Source organism: Photobacterium sp. MCCC 1A19761, assembly GCF_037389125.1.
Lineage (GTDB): Bacteria > Pseudomonadota > Gammaproteobacteria > Enterobacterales > Vibrionaceae > Photobacterium.
In genome coordinates this window covers 53,099-69,357 of record NZ_JAZGTF010000017.1, presented here as the reverse complement: position 1 = coordinate 69,357, position 16,259 = coordinate 53,099, and the positions used below count along the sequence as shown (strand labels likewise).

15 protein-coding genes and 1 other annotated feature are annotated in these 16,259 nt (G+C 54.4%); of the genes, 5 read left to right on the top strand and 10 right to left on the bottom strand.

Annotated elements, in window-relative coordinates; translation table 11 throughout:
* Positions 1 to 63: 63 nt before the first annotated feature.
* Both yaaA and VV869_RS15960 read right to left on the bottom strand, forming a co-directional pair.
* Positions 64 to 837 (bottom strand): peroxide stress protein YaaA, encoded by a 774-nt coding sequence (gene yaaA / locus VV869_RS15965; RefSeq protein WP_337735915.1) that lies wholly within the window; start codon positions 835 to 837, stop codon positions 64 to 66.
* A gap of 108 nt (positions 838 to 945) precedes the next feature.
* Positions 946 to 2,376 carry an alanine/glycine:cation symporter family protein gene (locus VV869_RS15960; protein WP_337735914.1) on the bottom strand — a complete coding sequence of 477 codons (1,431 nt, stop codon included), beginning with the start codon at positions 2,374 to 2,376 and terminating at the stop codon, positions 946 to 948.
* 497 nt (positions 2,377 to 2,873) lie between these two features.
* Here VV869_RS15960 and VV869_RS15955 point away from each other — a divergent pair, with 497 nt between their 5' ends.
* Positions 2,874 to 3,053, top strand: a complete 180-nt coding sequence (locus VV869_RS15955) for a DUF3545 family protein (RefSeq protein ID WP_337735913.1) — start codon at positions 2,874 to 2,876, stop codon at positions 3,051 to 3,053.
* Between the two features lie 116 nt (positions 3,054 to 3,169).
* Here VV869_RS15955 and VV869_RS15950 read toward each other — a convergent pair whose 3' ends face one another.
* The 3 genes from VV869_RS15950 to nfo form a co-directional block, all read right to left on the bottom strand.
* Complete coding sequence (locus VV869_RS15950; protein WP_337735912.1) at positions 3,170 to 3,700, bottom strand: hemerythrin domain-containing protein; 531 nt, start codon at positions 3,698 to 3,700, stop codon at positions 3,170 to 3,172.
* Between the two features lie 120 nt (positions 3,701 to 3,820).
* Positions 3,821 to 4,492: a uracil-DNA glycosylase gene (gene ung / locus VV869_RS15945; protein ID WP_337735911.1), complete on the bottom strand. Its 672-nt coding sequence runs from the start codon at positions 4,490 to 4,492 to the stop codon at positions 3,821 to 3,823.
* 114 nt (positions 4,493 to 4,606) lie between these two features.
* Positions 4,607 to 5,452 carry a deoxyribonuclease IV gene (gene nfo / locus VV869_RS15940; RefSeq protein WP_337735910.1) on the bottom strand — a complete coding sequence of 282 codons (846 nt, stop codon included), beginning with the start codon at positions 5,450 to 5,452 and terminating at the stop codon, positions 4,607 to 4,609.
* Positions 5,453 to 5,758: 306 nt separating this feature from the next.
* Here nfo and grcA point away from each other — a divergent pair, with 306 nt between their 5' ends.
* Positions 5,759 to 6,136: an autonomous glycyl radical cofactor GrcA gene (gene grcA / locus VV869_RS15935; RefSeq protein WP_337735909.1), complete on the top strand. Its 378-nt coding sequence runs from the start codon at positions 5,759 to 5,761 to the stop codon at positions 6,134 to 6,136.
* Positions 6,137 to 6,390: 254 nt separating this feature from the next.
* On the opposite strand, the gene thrC is transcribed toward grcA, so the two are convergent.
* From thrC to thrA, 3 genes are read right to left on the bottom strand one after another with little or no spacing between them, the layout of a single operon-like run.
* On the bottom strand, positions 6,391 to 7,677 hold the full coding sequence (thrC, locus tag VV869_RS15930) for a threonine synthase (RefSeq protein ID WP_337735908.1): 1,287 nt from the start codon (positions 7,675 to 7,677) through the stop codon (positions 6,391 to 6,393).
* A 2-nt stretch (positions 7,678 to 7,679) separates the two neighbouring features.
* On the bottom strand, positions 7,680 to 8,636 hold the full coding sequence (thrB, locus tag VV869_RS15925; protein ID WP_337735907.1) for a homoserine kinase: 957 nt from the start codon (positions 8,634 to 8,636) through the stop codon (positions 7,680 to 7,682).
* Between the two features lies 1 nt (position 8,637).
* On the bottom strand, positions 8,638 to 11,097 hold the full coding sequence (gene thrA / locus VV869_RS15920; RefSeq protein WP_337735906.1) for a bifunctional aspartate kinase/homoserine dehydrogenase I: 2,460 nt from the start codon (positions 11,095 to 11,097) through the stop codon (positions 8,638 to 8,640).
* Between the two features lie 88 nt (positions 11,098 to 11,185).
* Positions 11,186 to 11,304, bottom strand: a sequence feature (Thr leader region).
* 355 nt (positions 11,305 to 11,659) lie between these two features.
* Between thrA and aceK the strand changes: the two genes are divergently transcribed.
* Both aceK and VV869_RS15910 read left to right on the top strand, forming a co-directional pair.
* On the top strand, positions 11,660 to 13,375 hold the full coding sequence (gene aceK / locus VV869_RS15915) for a bifunctional isocitrate dehydrogenase kinase/phosphatase (protein ID WP_337735905.1): 1,716 nt from the start codon (positions 11,660 to 11,662) through the stop codon (positions 13,373 to 13,375).
* Between the two features lie 160 nt (positions 13,376 to 13,535).
* Positions 13,536 to 13,994, top strand: coding sequence for a hypothetical protein (locus VV869_RS15910; protein ID WP_337735904.1), 459 nt, complete (start codon positions 13,536 to 13,538; stop codon positions 13,992 to 13,994).
* Between the two features lie 98 nt (positions 13,995 to 14,092).
* On the opposite strand, the gene VV869_RS15905 is transcribed toward VV869_RS15910, so the two are convergent.
* Together VV869_RS15905 and VV869_RS15900 are read right to left on the bottom strand one after the other, a co-directional pair.
* Complete coding sequence (locus VV869_RS15905; RefSeq protein WP_337735903.1) at positions 14,093 to 14,596, bottom strand: putative 4-hydroxy-4-methyl-2-oxoglutarate aldolase; 504 nt, start codon at positions 14,594 to 14,596, stop codon at positions 14,093 to 14,095.
* A gap of 36 nt (positions 14,597 to 14,632) precedes the next feature.
* Positions 14,633 to 15,037, bottom strand: a complete 405-nt coding sequence (locus VV869_RS15900; protein ID WP_337735902.1) for a DUF3293 domain-containing protein — start codon at positions 15,035 to 15,037, stop codon at positions 14,633 to 14,635.
* 397 nt (positions 15,038 to 15,434) lie between these two features.
* Between VV869_RS15900 and arcA the strand changes: the two genes are divergently transcribed.
* Positions 15,435 to 16,154 (top strand): two-component system response regulator ArcA, encoded by a 720-nt coding sequence (gene arcA / locus VV869_RS15895; protein WP_337735901.1) that lies wholly within the window; start codon positions 15,435 to 15,437, stop codon positions 16,152 to 16,154.
* The last annotated feature ends 105 nt before the right edge of the window (positions 16,155 to 16,259 follow it).

The following is a 16,259-nucleotide window of genomic DNA, read 5'->3' as shown; positions in this document are numbered from 1 at the left end:
CCGTGACATACAAACGGGCCGGTATACACCGGCCCGTTTTTTTTCATCAAGACTCTCGGTCTGCTACAGCGCTTCGCGTTTGAACACCAGCTCTTTGGCGGTAGATTCATCCGCAGCAAAATAGTACCCGGCCACATCGAACTGCTTGAGTTGGTCGACCGAATCAACCTGCTTGTCGATGATGTAGCGTGCCATCAGGCCGCGGGCTTTCTTGGCATAAAAGCTGATCACCTTGTACTGGCCGTTCTTGCAGTCTTTAAACACCGGGGTGATCACCTCACCCTTGAGTTGCTTGGGCTTCACCGCCTTGAAATACTCGTTCGATGCCAGGTTCACCAGGATATTATCCCCTTGTGCCGCCAGCGCCTCGTTGAGCATGTCCGTGATGATCCCGCCCCAGAACTGATACAAGTTCGCGCCGCGCGGGTTCGCCAGCTTGGTCCCCATTTCCAAACGGTACGGCTGCATCAGATCGAGCGGACGCAGCAGGCCATACAAACCGGACAGCATCCGCAGGTGTTGCTGGGCATAGGCAAAATCGGCTTCGCTCATGGTCTCGGCATCTAACCCGGTGTAGACATCCCCTTTAAAGGCCAGGATCGCCTGACGGGCATTGTCCGGGGTAAAATCCGGCTGCCAGTCCGCAAACCGGGCTGCATTCAGACCGGCAATCTTATCGCTGACCTTCATCAGGCTCGCAATGTCCATCGGCGTTAGCTCGCGGCAGGCGGCGATCAGTTCGGCGGCATGGTCGGTCAGCATCGGCTGGGTGTAGGTTTGTGTCGCCAGCGGCGATTCATAATCTAGCGTTTTGGCGGGTGACACCACAATCAACATAAGCTGTTCTTCCCGTAAGGTTCATTCCCCAGAAGGGTAACATTGCTAACAAAAAAAACCACGCGATTGTCGCGTGGCTTCATGGATTTCTCTGATAGGCAACAGCGATTAACGCTTGTCTGACTGATCCCAGATCCCTTCTTCCAATTGAGCATGCAGCTCCGGGTAATCATTGCTGTCGAAGGTCGGCACCTTGCCCTGGCTCAGTTGCTTGTTGTAATCACGGGCCAGCTTCGCCACCGTGCCCGAGAGCAGCACAATCGCCAGCAGGTTGATGATCGCCATCATCCCCATCGAGATGTCCGCCATTTTCCAGACCGTCGGCAGATCAGCCATCGCGCCAAACATCACCATGCCCAGCACCACCAGCCGGAATACCGTCAGCCCGGCCTTATGGTTATGCTCGAGGAAGATCAGGTTGGTTTCCGCATAAGAGTAATTGGCCACCAGTGAAGTAAAGGCAAAGAAGAAAATCGCTACCGCGATAAACACCGCCCCCCAGTCGCCGACCTGGGCGCTCAGTGCGCGCTGGGTCAATTCGATCCCGGTCACCTCGCCGTGCGGCACATACTCGCCCGACATCAGAATAATCGCCACCGTCGCCGAACAGATCACCAGCGTGTCCATAAACACCCCCAGCATCTGTACATAGCCCTGAGACGCCGGATGCGGCGGATAAGGCGTGGCAGAAGCCGCGGCATTCGGAGCCGAGCCCATCCCGGCCTCATTGGAGAACAGACCACGCTGCAAACCGTTGATCATCCCCTGGGCGATCGAATAGCCCAACGCGCCCGAAGCCGCTTCCTGCAGGCCAAACGCGCTGCGGAAAATCATCCCCAGGATCTCCGGCAGTTTTTCCAGGTTCATCGCCATGATGAACAAAGCCAGCAGCAGGTAACACAAGGCCATCGCCGGAACCAGCACTTCGGCCGTACGGGCAATGGTGCGCATGCCGCCAAAGATGATCACCCCGGCCATTATCACCAGGCCAACGCCGACATAGGTCGGGTTCCAGCCGAACGCAACATTCATCGCTTGGGAGATCGAATTGGCCTGAACGGAATTAAACACCAGGCCGAAAGCAATGATCAGACAGACGGAAAACACCACGCCCATCCAACGCATCCCCAGCCCTTTTTCCATGTAATAAGCCGGGCCACCACGATAGTTGCCATCGTCATCGCGGGTCTTGTACAGCTGGGCCAGGGCACTCTCGGCAAACGCCGTCGCCATCCCCAGCATGGCAATCAGCCACATCCAGAAAATCGCCCCCGGTCCGCCGAACGTCAGGGCGACGGCAACCCCGGCCATGTTCCCGGTACCGACCCGGGCCGCCAGGCTGGTACACAGAGCCTGAAAAGAAGAGATCCCGGCCGGATCGGACTTCCGGCTGTTTTTCATCACACTGAACATATGGCCAAAATGGCGAAACTGAATGAAGCCCAGGCGATAGGTGAAGAAAATCCCGACGCCAATCAGCAGATAAATGAGCACGGAGCCCCATAACAGATCGTTGATAAAATTAATCTGGCTTGACACATCTACCCCTTGAAAATCATCAAAAACAAGTCCGGCCCGTCATCACGTTCGTGCACAGGTCGGATCCTTAAAACGGGTTGCTTGGCACAACCATTCTCATTGCTATTCTGTTGTATGGTGCTAAGACAGGCAGGTGCTTTCGCAGACGGCAGCACGGCCTGAATGCAGCGGCCGGATGTGAGAACCATCCTCGGCGATTACTGCAGGTGGCGCAGGATCATGCAAAGAACGCCGTCAAAAATCAATATGCTCACTTAGAATATGTGCCAATCGCCTTATCAGCAGCCAATCGCAACGCCCTGCGATCCGGTCCGTCCTCCCGATTTTGACGGCAATTCGCCGCGCAAACTGAACACATTTCAATCAATCCGATCCGAATTGCGATCACCTGCACATAAAAATTTCATCAATAAGTAACATTTGCGAAACATCGCGATTTTATTTTTAGCCTCAGTATGATATTTAACTTAGACCAACCTGTAAGAAAGAGGTGCTTTATGGATAGCTATGCATTCGATGACATTCTTGCAACAGACATGCCGCGTCGTACGGGCCGCAGCAAACCGGTGAAGCGGAAGTGGCGTGAGATTGAAGCGCTCAAGGACAAACAGCGGCTTCGTAAAGAGTTGGCAGAAATTGATATGTTTCGTGACTATGCCGACGAGATTGATCTCTAACTAACGATTCGTTTCCAAATACATGCCCAGATAACGTCACGCGCCGGCACCATGCCGGCACGCTTTGACGCCCAGTGACGGTTACTTCCTATCCTGTTGTGCCCGGTAGCAACGACTCAGGCATTCAACCGTTCTGCCAGCGAGCGATAGCGCTCCGATACCTGATCACCGAACAACGGATCGGCATACTCTTCATATTGCGTCGACACAGCCACCCAGTCCGCTGCCGTAAAAGTTTTCCGAATCAACGGCAAAATGTATTTTTCCTCAAACTCCAGATGGGCTTTTTGCCGTTTCACAAAGGTATTGAGCTTACTAGCGAACACATCAAGCGGGATCACCGCGTCCATCAGGATCATATCAACCGTCTCTGAGAACTCCTGGGTCAGTTTGGCCAGCTCGGCATGCTCCAACGCCAAATCTTTCATTTCACGGCTATCACCATAATGAGACTGATAATAGTGATACAGCGCATCTTCCTTCGGATGATGACAGTACTCTGCATGCTTTTGCAGATAGTCCACAATATCTTTGATCAGTTGATAATTCACTTCCTTGCCTTGCTGAATCGCCACCAGCTTTTGCTGCAGGATATTCAGCAACCGGGTTATATAGCCATGCTCTGTGTGAATACTTTCCAGCATCATTATTGCTCCCTCCCAAGATACTTCTCCTCGTTATCTCTTGAGTGTAAGCCCTGAAAACGGATAATGCCTTGATCTTGATTATTTAATAACCAACTCACCCGGAGTTGACGTACAACCGACTCACGCCGTAACGCTCAGCACCCAGTGGATCTCAGGTTTGTGCATTTGCCGTAACAGCGCATTGGCCTTGGAGAAATGCTGACAGCCGAAAAAGCCGCGGTAAGCCGACAACGGGGACGGGTGCGCCGAGGTCAGCACGTGGTGCTTGTCACGGTTAATTTTCTTGCCTTTCTTCTGGGCATGGCTACCCCACAGCAGAAATACCACGCCATCAAGCTGCTGATCGATCGCTTCGATGACCCGGTCGGTGAAGGTTTCCCAACCGAGCTTGGCATGAGAGTGCGCCTTGCCCTGCTCTACCGTCAGCACCGTGTTGAGCAGCAACACCCCCTGCTCTGCCCAGTGGGTCAGACAGCCGTGCTGCGGGATCTCAAACCCCGGAATATCGGTCGCCAGCTCTTTATACATATTGGCCAGTGACGGGGGCGGCTTGATCCCGGGCTTGACCGAGAAGCTCAGCCCGTGCGCCTGATCCGGTCCGTGGTAGGGGTCTTGTCCTAAAATCACCACTTTCACCTGAGACAACGGGGTCAGGTCAAAAGCACGATAGACTTCCGACTCCGGCGGATAAATGGCTTTTCCTGCCGCGCGTTCATCTGCCAGCGTCTGCGTCAGTTGCTGAAAATAGGGCTCCGCCTGCTCGCGGGTAAGAATGTCCTGCCAGCTCATCATAAGGCTGTGGTGACTCCTGAAAATTCACTCAAACGCCTATTTTAGAGCGCTTTCTAGCAAGAAGATACCGCCCCACCAAGCCCGAGCCAACCCGTGCGGGCCGGATCAAGCCATTCAGGCGGAGGCAAAGCGACGCAACGTCGTAATTTCTTCGGCCCAGCGTTCGGGCTGAATGGTTTCCAGCACCAGCGGGATGTCATCAAATCGGCTGTCTTGCATCAGGTAGCGGAAACATTCCCAACCGATCTCACCCTCGCCGAGGCACTGGTGGCGGTCAATCCGGCTGCCAAGCCCACCTTTGGAGTCATTAAGGTGCATGCCCCGCAAGTATTGCATCCCGACCACCTGATCAAATTCAGCAAACGTGGCTTCTGTTGCGGCCGCGGTCCGTAAATCGTAGCCGGCGGCAAAGGTATGACAGGTATCGATACACACCCCGACCCGGGATTGATCCTCGACCTGCTCAATAATGGCGGCCAGATGTTCAAAGCGCCAGCCCAGGTTGGTGCCCTGCCCGGCCGTATTCTCAATCACGGCGACCACATCCGGCACTGCGGCATGCGCTACATTGATCGACTCGGCGATCAGCGCCAGACACGCCTGCTCCGAGATCTTCTTCAAATGGCTGCCCGGATGGAAATTCAGCAGGGTCAGCCCCAACTGCTGACAGCGCTGCATTTCGTCAATAAAAGCCTGGCGCGATTTCTCCAGCTTCTCCGCCTCAGGGGCGCCGAGATTAATCAGGTACGAGTCATGCGGCAAAATCATCTCCGGCCGAAAACCATATTGGCGGCAGCGGGCTTTGAACGCATCAATCACATCCGCCGTCAGCGGCTTGGCAACCCACTGGCGTTGGTTCTTGGTAAACAGGGCAAAGGCGTTGGCCCCGATTTGGGCCGCGTTCTGCGGCGCATTGAACACGCCGCCCGCGGCGGAAACATGTGCTCCAATAAACTTCATGGTGCTCCTTTGTCGGCAAGTTCCCCTGCCGGAGGCCGCCACGGTTCAAGCCGCAGGACCCTAAAGTGTAGTAAAATTACTAAAATATTGGATTTTGATTAAACGCTGAATTTATACATAAACCCAATAAATATATCTAAATTAACAATTTATTGACCAAACTCAAAATAAAACCACTTTTTAAATATGGGTTTATTTTTGTAAATTGATCTAAATCAACGACAGCCTATCGCAAACCGGTTATATATTACCCAGCTCGACACCGAAATCGAAATAATTAAACGACATCCTGCGGAGGCGTAAGTCATGATCACTGGTATTCAAATTACAAAAGCAGCAAACGACGATCTACTCAACTCGATCTGGCTACTCGATACTGAAAACAATGAAGCGCGTTGTGTTGCAGCGAAAGCTGGTTACGAAGCCGACCAGGTTATCCCAGCAACTGATCTGGGCGAGTATGAGTTCCGTGAAGTGGCTATCGAAGCACCAGCGAAAATTGAAGGCGGCCAGCACCTGAATGTGAATGTGCTCAAACGCGAAACTCTGGAAGATGCGGCCAAACACCCGGAAAAATACCCGCAACTGACCATCCGCGTATCCGGCTACGCCGTTCGCTTTAACTCACTGACTCGTGAGCAGCAGCAGGACGTGATCGCCCGCACCTTCACCAACAGCCTGTAATTTCCGGCGAAAGCAGATCATAGAAAACAGATCGTAGAAAAACAGATCTAAAACGGCGCCCTCGGGCGCCGTTGTTGGTTGGCGGCAGGTTGGCAGCCAGTTGGCGCTCAGGATCATACGAAGCCTCTCTCACTGCGATCCGATGCCTCCCGAGCCCACAAACAAAAACACCAGCCGGAACCAACCGACTGGTGTTTTTTTCAGCTCGGCTCAAGGAATCCCCCAAGCTCAAGCCTGATTCAACACCGCTCCAGTTAGTCCTGCACGCTACGCAGGACAGCCTTCAGCTGGTCGAAATCATTGTCACGCTCCAGCGACAACAGCGCCATGGCATTGTGCTTGGCCAGCGGACCCGGCAGCGCAATGTCTTTACCCAGGATCTCATCAACGACTTCTTTGAACTTCGCCGGGTGAGCGGTACACAGGAACAGACCGGTTTCGCCTTCGGCCAGTTGCTCGGTCAGGACCCGGTAAGCAATTGCGCCATGCGGCTCACACAAATAGCCTTCGGCATCCATCTGACGCAGGGTCTCACTCGCCTGGGCATCGGTCACCGCGCCATAACCCAGCTCACTCAGGCCCCATCCTTTCACCTGACACAGTTCTTCAATTCGCGGCCAGTTATTCGGCTGGCTGACATCCATCGCATTAGACAGCGTCGGTACCGTCGGCTTTGGCGCCCACTCACCGTCTTTCAGGTAACGCGGGACGGTGTCATTGACGTTGGTGGCGGCAATAAAGCGTTTGACCGGCAAGCCGAGTGCTTTGGCCAGTAGCCCGGCAGTCAGGTTGCCGAAGTTACCGCTCGGGACCGACACCACCAGGTTCTCGCGCTCGGCTTTCGGCAGTTGGGCAACCGCTTCAAAGTAGTAACAAATCTGCGCCATCAGACGGCTGATGTTGATCGAGTTGGCCGAGTTCAGGCCCACATCCTGGCGCAGCGCCTCATCATCAAACGCCTGCTTCACCAGCGCCTGACAGTCATCAAACGTGCCTTCGACAGCCACCGTGGTGATGTTACCGCCCAGGGTACAGAACAGTTTTTCCTGCAGCGGGCTGATCTTGCCTTTCGGATACAGGATCACCACCTTGATTTTGTCCATGCCGTAAAACGCATGGGCTACCGCAGCGCCGGTATCACCGGAGGTCGCGGTCAGAATGGTAATGTGGCCGTCATCGTCGGTGACTGCGGCCAGGGACTGAGCCATGAACCGGCCACCGAAATCCTTAAACGCCAGCGTCGGGCCGTGGAACAATTCCAGCGCATAGACCCCGTCTTTGACTTTGGCGATCGGTGCCGGGAACTGAAACGCATTCGAGACCATCTGGGCTACCGTTTCCGCAGCCAGCTCCTCGCCGATAAAAGCCGACAGAATTTTGCTGCTGCGGCTGACAAAATCCATCTCGAGTAAGCTGTCGATATCACCCAGCTCCGGCAGCTCGTTCGGGAAAAATAAACCTTGGTTACGACCCAGTCCCTGACGGACCGCCTGACCAAACGAAACCTGCTCTTGGTGCTCTTTTAAGTTATACAACTTCATGGTTATAGCTCACTTCCAGTTACTTGTGATCCCTGTCCGTCCAGCTGGCAGACATGGACAAATCCTTCATCATTCTGAACATAATGGGCTTCGAGCCAACGTGCAATACGCTGGGCCACTCCAATGTCGTTACAGATGCTAAACATGGTCGGTCCGGAACCGGAGATCCCGCTGGCCAACGCCCCAGCTTGTAGCGCATATTGCCGGGCTTCGGCAAACCCCGGCAGTAATCGTTCACGATAGGGCTCCGCCACCACATCTTTGATCATCGCCGCCGCCAACTCAGGTTGTTGGGTATGACACGCATGAATGAAGCCGCCCAGGTAACGGCCGTGGGCAATCACGTCCTGACGGCGGTACTGTGACGGCAAAATCGCCCGCGCTTCCGCGGTCGGGACCTTGATCCCCGGGTAGGCCATCACCCAGTACCATTGTTCGAAGCACGGTACCGACTGGCTGATGATCCCGAGCTGCTCGACCATAAACTGCAGCCCGCCGAGGTAGCAGGGTGCCACATTGTCATAGTGCAGGCTGCCGGAGATCTCCGCTTCCATCTCGCCCATCAGCGCCAGCAACTCAGTTTCGTCAAGCGGCAGATTGTGAAAACGGTTCAGCGCATCCAGCGCCGCGACAATCGAGCAGGCACTGGAGCCGAGCCCGGAGCCAATCGGCATATTCTTTTCCAGGGTCATCGCCACCGGCAAGCACGGCAGCGCGCGCTTTTCCAGCTCCCGGCAAAACACCTGCCAGCAGCGATAGACGATGTTTTCTTCCGTCACCTGCGGCAGCTTGTCGACAAAATGACCGACACAACGAAGCGAGAAGGGCTGCTCACCGGCGGCGACCTGGACCCGATCGCCCAGCAGGGTGCCGTCCACCGGAGACACCGCCGCCCCCAGGACATCAAAACCAACACTCACATTGCCAATTGAGGCGGGTGCATAAACAACAACACTCATTTTAAACTCCTAGCTTCCAGCCCAAGGTCCGCATCAGATCGGCAAACACACCGGCGGCTGTCACCTCAGTCCCCGCGCCATAACCACGCAGGACCAGAGGGATCGGTTGATAGTAACGGCTGTAGAAAGCCAGGGCATTCTCACCGTCTTTAATTTTGAACATCGGATCGTCCGGGTTCACCGCAGCAAGCTTCACCGAGCAACGACCGTGATCGATCTCTCCGACATAGCGCAGTACCTTACCTTCCGCTGCGGCTTCGGCCGACAGCTGGCTAAAGTATGCATCGGCCTGCGGCAGACGGGCCATAAAGTCATCGACGCTCCCGGACGCATCGAAGCCCGGCGGCAACGCCTGCTCCACCTCAACATCATCCAGCTCCAACGCCAGTCCCGATTCACGAGCCAGGATCAACAGCTTGCGGGCCACATCCATCCCGGAGAGATCGTCACGCGGATCCGGCTCGGTAAAGCCGTTATTGCGCGCCACGGTGGTCGCTTCGCTAAAGCTCATGCCCTCGTCCAGCTTGCCGAAGATATAAGACAGCGAGCCGGACAGGATCCCGGAGAAGCGCTCCAGCTCGTCACCGGCCGCCATCAGGTTCTGCAGGTTCTCAATCACCGGCAGACCGGCCCCAACGGTGGTCTCGTACATAAATTTTCGGCGAGTCCCACGGGCTGCCTGACGCAGCTGATGATAGTAGGCCATGCTGGCAGTATTAGCTTTCTTGTTCGGGGTGATCACGTGGAAACCGGCGGCCAAAAAGTCCACATATTGCTCGGCAATGCCTTGATCCGACGTACAGTCGATCACCACCGGGTTGATAATATGATGGCGCTGCACCAGTTGGATCATTCGCGCCAGCGTCAGCGGCTCATGGGCCTGACCCATCAGATCACGCCAGTTCTCCAGCGGCAGGCCGTTGCTGTCGAGCAACAGACCTTTGCTGTTGGCCAGACCGCACACCCGGATCACAATCCCGCTGGACGCCAGTTTGTCTTGCTGGCGGCGGATTTGCTCCACCAGCTCGCCCCCAACGCCGCCGACTCCAATCACGAACACATCGAGGAAGTGCTTACTGTTAAACAGGTTTTCGTGACACGCCTTGACCGCTTCGGAAACTTTCTCTACCGGGATCACCGCCGAGATCGCCCGCTCGGACGAGCCCTGGGCAATGGCAATCACATTGACATCAACCTCAGCCAGCGAGGTGAAAAAGCGCGATGCGACGCCGCGGGAGGTACGCATGCCGTCACCGACCAGGGTAACGATAGCGGAGTTGTCCAGAAACTCGACCGGCTCGAGCAAGCCTTCCTTGAGCTCCAGCTCAAACACATTGTGCAGCGCCTCACGGGCCACCGCTTTGTCCTCACTCTCGATACAGAAACTGATGCTGTACTCCGACGAAGACTGGGTGATCAGGACAATCGACACACCGGCTGCCGACATGGCGCCAAACACCCGGGCAGCCATCCCGACCATGCCTTTCATCCCCGGACCGGAAACGTTGACCATGGTCAGATCTTTCAGCGTGGTGATCCCTTTGATCGCCAGCTTGTCTTCCCCGGTGTCCTGGCCAATCAGGGTACCGGCCCCTTGCGGGTTAAAACTGTTTTTGATTAAACACGGAATGTGGAACTGAGCGATCGGAGCGATGGTTTTCGGGTGCAGCACCGAGGCGCCGAAGTAAGACAGCTCCATGGCTTCCTGGTAGCTGAGTGACTTCAGCAACCGGGCATCCGGCACCAGACGCGGGTCGCAGTTATACACCCCGTCGACATCGGTCCAGATCTCACAGCATTCGGCACGCAGGCAGGCAGCCAGCACCGCCGCCGAATAATCCGAGCCGTTGCGCCCCAGCGTCACCAGTTCCCCTTTATCGTTACCGGCGGTAAAGCCCGGCATGATATTGACATGCCCCTGCGGCAACGGAGACTGAACGAAATTCTGGGTTGAGGCTTCAATATCGACATGCGCTTCCAGATGATCGCCATGCGCCAGCAGGTATTCAACCGGGTCAATCAAGCTGGCCGGCTGGCCTTTGGCTTCGAGCAGCGCCTTCATCGCCACAATCGACAGGCGCTCGCCTTTGCTGATCACTTTGGCATAGACATTGTCCGGGCACAGGCCCAGCAGCTTCATACCGTGGACATACTGGCGCAACTGGCCCAGCGAACTGGCGAGCTTGGCATCGACCAGGGCTTTATCAAAAGCGGGAACCCGGGCTTTCAGTCCGCTGAACAGGTCATGAAACACGGCTTCCAGGTCGGCAAGCTGCAGCTCTGACTCCCCGGTTTTCACCGTATTGTCGATCACCGACACCAGTTTATTGGTCACCTTGCCCGGTGCCGATAGCACCACCGCCACTTCTTCCTGCTGGGCATTATTGGCAATGATTTCTGCCGCCCGTAAAAATCGATCCGCATCTGCTAGCGATGAGCCGCCAAACTTTAGTACTCGCATTCCCTACTCCCAACGTTCCGTATTCACTGACGACCTGACTGCATAATCAGTGCGGTAGAAAGCAAACTTATTCAAAAATAAAAAGGTCAAAAAAAAAGCCCGCACATGGAATGTGCGGGCTTTTTGTAGAATTCGTGTGCGTGTCAGCCCGCCCCAACACACACGGTGCCGGTAATAATGGTGGTGATGGTGGTGCTGAACATAACAAACATAACTGTCTTCTATAATCGCCAATGGCCTGTATTCATTAACGTTTACCTGAATCGGCCGGTCGAGTCAACTCTATTTTTTGTTCAAATCGGCTATCCGGCCTCCAATTCGACCTGAATTTTCCTGCGTTCAAGGCCGCCAGCATACGGCCAGCGCATAAAAAAGCCACCAATCGATTGAAGTTAAAAGCGCTGCGTTGCATAGTAAGCATGATGACCCGCAACATCGGACCAGCTTGCCGCTCCCCGACTTTTACCGTCAGAACGGCACACTGCACCCCGGGCATGGATGGCCCAGGAATGAGACAATCTGTCCGAAGAAACTGTCTACTCTTTATTCGGAGGGATCCCGAATGGCAACAGGAATGGAACAACTCGTCGCCCACACAATTTTGCAAGGTTTTGATGCCATGTACGGCCGCTTTCTCGATGTGACGGCCGGGGCACAGGATCGCTTTGAAAGCCAAAGTTGGCAGGCCGGACACCAGGCGCTGAAAAAACGGATCAGCTTTTACGATCACCATGTCGGCCTGGTCACCAAACAAATCCAGATCATGCTCGGAAAGCGCTACGCCAACCGCGCCTTTCTGATGGCGGTCAAATCCGCCTACGAGGATCTGTTGCTCGACTACCCCCGCTATGACATTGCCGAAAGTTTTTTTAATTCGGTCTACTGCCGTATTTTCGAACACCGCAATATCAACCGGGACAAACTGTTTGTGCATAGTTCGCAAGAAGGGCGGATTGCCACCTACCCTACTTCCCTGACCCGGACCTATCACAACGGCAACGGCCTCTTCCACGCGCTGGAGCGTATGCTCGACGACACCCCGTTCACCTTGCCGTGGGAAGACAAACAGCGGGATATTGCGTTGATTGTCGATAAACTCCACCAGGAGCTGGGCAGCGCCCTCGGCAGCCATCCGACCATTGAGATGATCCGCGAGCCATTTTACCGCAACAAAGCCGCCTACCTGATCGGCCGGATCTACCTCACCGAACAGCACGCGGTACCACTGGTCCTGCCGGTGCTGACTAACCGCAACCGCCAGCTCTACATTGATGCCTGTCTGTGCCATGTCGATCAGGTCAGCATTATCTTTGGTTTTGCCCGCTCGTATTTCATGGTCTATGCCCCGGCCCCTGCTGCGCTGGTCCGTTTTCTGGCCGAGTTGATGCCCAAGAAAACCAAAGCCGAGCTCTATACGGCGATCGGCTGTCAGAAGCACGGCAAAACCGAGCTGTACCGCGAATTTTTACACCACCTGGCCCACTCCGACGATCAGTTCGTTCCCGCCCCGGGGATCAAAGGGATGGTGATGTCGGTGTTTACCCTGCCCTCCTACGGGTTTGTATTCAAAATTATCAAAGATAAATTTGCCCCGCAGAAAGCCATCAGCCACGCCGTGGTGCGCGAGAAATACAAGCTGGTTAAAGAGCATGACCGGGTCGGCCGGATGGCCGACACCCAGGAATACCGCCATTTTTCGTTCGATCGACGCCGATTCAGTGAAGAGCTGCTGGAAGAGCTGCTGGCCGTCGCCCCGTCGATCATCAAGGTGACCGACGAGACCGTCATGATTGACCATCTCTACACCGAGCGGCGGATGATCCCGTTCAATCTCTATATCGAGCAGGCCGATGACGCGGATTTACGCCATGCGGTAGATGAATACGGCAAGGCAATCAAGCAACTGGCAGCCGCCAATATATTTCCCGGCGACATGCTGTTTAAAAACTTCGGCGTCACCCGCCACAAGCGCGTGGTGTTCTACGATTACGATGAAATCAGCTATATGAGCGAAATGAATTTTCGCAAAATTCCGCCACCCCGCTATCCGGAGGATGAGCTGGCGGCCGAACCCTGGTACAGCGTCGGCCCCAACGATGTGTTTCCGGAAGAGTTCCGGACGTTTTTGCTGATCAACCCCACCGTACGCGCCCTGTTTGAAGAGCTGCACAGCGATCTGTTCGAGGCCGAGTACTGGCAGCAACTCCAGCGCAATATCGCCAATGGCCAGTATGAGGACGTCTTCCCGTACGACGAAGTGCACAGGTTACGGAAATAATTGATCTTCGGGGGATCCAACCAGCACATTGCACCCTGCGACATATCACATTGATGTCAATTGGCCGTTTCTAATTTAAGCATTCTGGCCTAAGATTGAATGTACGCAAAAAAGTGCAAGTAAATAATCATAACGAAGCAGGCACAAGGAGGGTGAAACCATGACACGATTCTGGTTCACAATGGCCTTGCTGGCAGTGGCACTGCCGACCGCAGCCGCGGAAAACAATCACTGGGATCCGATCCCCGCCAATGAGGGATCCGGATGGTTCATCTCGTCCCAGTCCAAAAGCGTCGAGCAGTTTGATCTGTGGCAGATCGACAGCGGCTATGCGTATGCGGTGGGAAAAAAGACCGAACTCTACCTCAGCACCCGCCTCAAAAGCGGCAACGAATTTCAGGGCGCGACCCGCGGCCTGCTCTCCGGTGTCAAATACAATTTCTCGCCCAGACTCAGCTTACAAAGTGCCGTCACTTCCGAATCCGTCAATGAAGAGACGGTGGTGGGGGTTGAAGTCTCCAGCCAGTATGAAGTCATTGACCGGGTCAATCTCCATGCCACGGTTGATTATGAATCCCTGGAGCAAATCTACCAGATCGGGATCGGGTTTCGCTTTTAGCCCCGTTCCCGTCCCCGACTGTGGAAAAAACAGGCATCAATCAATAAAAACGGGCTATTGGGCGCGTTTATATTCACCGAGAATTGGAAAAACTGTGTTTATGTTTCTGCCCCAAAAGGCGACAAATCCAGCGCGGTTTTACTGAGGAGAATGCCGTTACGATCGGCATAAAGCATATCCCCCGGATAAACCAGGGTATGGGCTACCGCCAGGGTGACATTCCGATCGCCGGTCTGCCTTTTTTCGGTTTTAAACGGACAGGGACCCAGCGCCTTGATACCAATATCAATGGTCGCCAGGGTGGCGACATCCCGCACCGCACCGTTCACAATCACCCCTTCCCAATGATGTTTCTGAGCCAGCAGCGCCAGTTGATCGCCCAGCAACGCAAACCGACACGAGCCATGGCCGTCAATAAACAAGACCTTCCCCCGGCCATCCTCCGAGACGATATCTCGCACCAAGCTATTGTCTTCAAAGCAGCGCAAGGTCACGACCTCGCCATAAAACAGGCTGCGCCCGCCGTAATCCTGCAGTGTCAGCGGTAACCAGCGAACATCCTGTTCGTAGTGATCGCATAAATCGGGTAGTAAATCTAACATCTTGGACTCCTTGATTATTCTTGCCGGCGCTCTCCTTTACTCAGTGTAGAAAAAGTCTTTAAAATCACCCAGTTTTATTGTTGTGACACCGTCGAGCTGTACCGGCTCAAGATACAATTCCCCGTGTTCAACCCAGTAAAAAGCATGCTGGCCCCAGCGACGTGCCAACTGGGCAGCCCGCGCCCGCGATACCGGCGCGGCAAAGCTCGGCTCCAGCCAGGTGCCGTCCGGCGCGCTGCATTCGAGCATTTGAAGCCCATTTACTTCGTGGCGGAGTTCATTTTTCAGGAATGTGTTCCGTTTTAAGTTTTCCGCCGAGTGAAGAACAATGCTTCCGGGGTTAAATGCTGTTAGAATTGCAAAACAGGGGTAAACGGGGCGTTGCCCAGCTTTAAATTGAATGGTCTGGTAGCAACACCAAAGCGAGATGTGTTCACACATGATGGCGCTCCCCTTAGTAAGTGCGGCGGATAATTTTGTAGTACATGTTAAACAAACTGACTAATCGTAATACAATTCAGTCTGTTTGATATATATCAAGGAAGCACTGAAAAGCAGCAACGAAACAAAACGAGAATATTGTTATCGAGCTGTTAAGTGCATACAATCGTCGCCATCCCACGGAAATTGTAGCCAATGCCCCTGTGTTTCAGGGCTTTTTCAGCGATTCCCATAAAGAATATATTGCTGGATTACGGATGGCGTACCAAACAGGCAACTCTATTAGCGAAGTACCCGGTGTTTTGCCCAATACTTTGCCTGTCTGTGAATTTTTTTTATAGAATTTAACTATTCAGATTTTGACCAGATTCCGTTTTTAGAGATTTAGGTACTGCCAATGCAAACCCCTCACATTCTAATTGTAGAAGACGAGCACGTAACACGTAATACCCTGAAAAGCATTTTCGAAGCAGAGGGTTATACGGTTTTTGAGGCCAACGACGGCGATGAAATGCACCAAATGCTGTCTGAGCACCATGTTCACCTGGTGATCATGGATATCAACCTGCCGGGCAAAAACGGCCTGCTGCTGGCGCGCGAATTGCGTGAGCAAGGCGACATGGCCCTGATGTTCCTGACCGGCCGTGACAACGAAGTGGACAAGATCCTGGGACTGGAAATCGGCGCCGATGATTACATCACCAAGCCATTCAACCCACGTGAACTGACCATTCGTGCCCGTAACCTGCTGACTCGTGCCATGAACCAGGGTCTGCCGACCGAAGACAAACGCTTGGTCGAGCGTTACGAATTCAACGGTTGGTCACTGGAGATCAACAGCCGCTCACTGGTCAGCCCGAATGGCGATCAGTTCAAGCTGCCGCGCTCTGAGTTCCGTGCCCTGCTGCACTTCTGCGAAAATCCGGGTAAGATCCAGACCCGTGCCGAACTACTGAAGAAAATGACCGGCCGCGAGCTGAAGCCGCATGACCGGACGGTAGACGTGACGATCCGTCGTATCCGGAAACACTTTGAATCCGTGGCGGATACCCCGGAGATCATTGCCACCATTCACGGTGAAGGCTACCGTTTCTGCGGCGATCTGGGCGAAGAATAATCGTCGCGACCGCTGTCGTATTCAACATCAAATAAGGCTCCGTACGGAGCCTTATTTTTTGGTTCTTCACATTTGGGTTCTTCGCAGATCCACGGGACTGGCTCG

Coding starts and splice junctions, on each gene's coding strand:
- yaaA (WP_337735915.1), bottom strand. CDS start 837: ATGTTGATTGTGGTGTCACCCGCCAAAACGCTAGATTATGAATCGCCG.
- VV869_RS15955 (WP_337735913.1), top strand. CDS start 2,874: ATGGATAGCTATGCATTCGATGACATTCTTGCAACAGACATGCCGCGT.
- VV869_RS15950 (WP_337735912.1), bottom strand. CDS start 3,700: ATGATGCTGGAAAGTATTCACACAGAGCATGGCTATATAACCCGGTTG.
- ung (WP_337735911.1), bottom strand. CDS start 4,492: ATGATGAGCTGGCAGGACATTCTTACCCGCGAGCAGGCGGAGCCCTAT.
- nfo (WP_337735910.1), bottom strand. CDS start 5,452: ATGAAGTTTATTGGAGCACATGTTTCCGCCGCGGGCGGCGTGTTCAAT.
- grcA (WP_337735909.1), top strand. CDS start 5,759: ATGATCACTGGTATTCAAATTACAAAAGCAGCAAACGACGATCTACTC.
- thrC (WP_337735908.1), bottom strand. CDS start 7,677: ATGAAGTTGTATAACTTAAAAGAGCACCAAGAGCAGGTTTCGTTTGGT.
- thrB (WP_337735907.1), bottom strand. CDS start 8,636: ATGAGTGTTGTTGTTTATGCACCCGCCTCAATTGGCAATGTGAGTGTT.
- thrA (WP_337735906.1), bottom strand. CDS start 11,097: ATGCGAGTACTAAAGTTTGGCGGCTCATCGCTAGCAGATGCGGATCGA.
- aceK (WP_337735905.1), top strand. CDS start 11,660: ATGGCAACAGGAATGGAACAACTCGTCGCCCACACAATTTTGCAAGGT.
- VV869_RS15910 (WP_337735904.1), top strand. CDS start 13,536: ATGACACGATTCTGGTTCACAATGGCCTTGCTGGCAGTGGCACTGCCG.
- VV869_RS15905 (WP_337735903.1), bottom strand. CDS start 14,596: ATGTTAGATTTACTACCCGATTTATGCGATCACTACGAACAGGATGTT.
- VV869_RS15900 (WP_337735902.1), bottom strand. CDS start 15,037: ATGTGTGAACACATCTCGCTTTGGTGTTGCTACCAGACCATTCAATTT.
- arcA (WP_337735901.1), top strand. CDS start 15,435: ATGCAAACCCCTCACATTCTAATTGTAGAAGACGAGCACGTAACACGT.